Annotated in this window: 2 pseudogenes; one reads left to right on the forward strand and one right to left on the reverse strand. The window is 74.2% G+C overall.

Going from position 1 to position 849, the window contains the following annotated elements:
• Nucleotides 1-430: pseudogene (locus tag IH68_RS57585) on the forward strand (hypothetical protein); the annotation flags it as partial.
• A gap of 175 nt (nucleotides 431-605) precedes the next feature.
• On the opposite strand, the pseudogene IH68_RS0148975 reads toward IH68_RS57585, so the two are convergent.
• Nucleotides 606-849 (reverse strand): annotated as a pseudogene (locus IH68_RS0148975) (cell wall protein); the annotation flags it as partial.

Here is an 849-nt window from a genome sequence, read left to right on the forward strand (position 1 = left end):
CGAACTGGCTGCGCTGCGGACGGCACGGATGGACGCCGCCATCCGCGAATCGACCAGAGTCGTCGCCGAGGATCTCGGCGTCGCCCCGGAGACCGTCGGGCCATCATCACCGAGCCGTACCGCTGCGCACCACACCGCGCGGACACCGCACCAGCCCCGCCCCGCCGCGCTCCAGCTCACCCGGGCGACGCCGACCGGCCGCACCACCGGACGCCGGCAGCGCACCCCGCCCCCGGCACGTGAACCACCCCCAGTGACCCCCGGCCCGCAGCCCTGCTCCCGCTGGTCGATTCCCGGGCCCCCAGACACACCCCGGACCCGGCCCACACCCCACCCCGCGTTCCGCCTCGCCTTCGCGATCCCCGCGGCCCTGGCGCTCCTACCCCTGGTGACCGCTCGCGCTTTCGCCCACGGGGTGCACCACTCCTGAAAGTGCGGAGAGCCGGCGTGCGGTGCCAATGCCGCGGCAGGCAACCTTCGCCCCGTCGCGACGCTTCCCCCGGCCCCAAGGGGGGCGGGAGGTGCCCCCATGCACGCTCGCCCAGCCTTCGGCCGGGAGGCGCCCCCTTCGCCGCAACTGGCCGAAAACCCAAGGACACCCGGCGCTAGCCGGCGTCCCGAGGAAGGGACTCGATGGCCGCCTCAATGAGGCGCAGGGCGACCACCGCGGCCTGTTCGAGGTCGGACTCCTGGGTGCCGGTGAAGAGCTCGATGATGATGGCGGTCGCCGCGACGGCCACCATCCGGGGGCCGACGGTCTCCGGGGCGACGCCGAGATCCTCGGCGACGACTCTGGTCGATTCGCGGATGGCGGCGTCCATCCGTGCCGTCCGCAGCGCAGCCAGTTCG

This window comes from Streptomyces sp. NRRL S-646, from assembly GCF_000720765.1.
GTDB lineage: Bacteria > Actinomycetota > Actinomycetes > Streptomycetales > Streptomycetaceae > Streptomyces.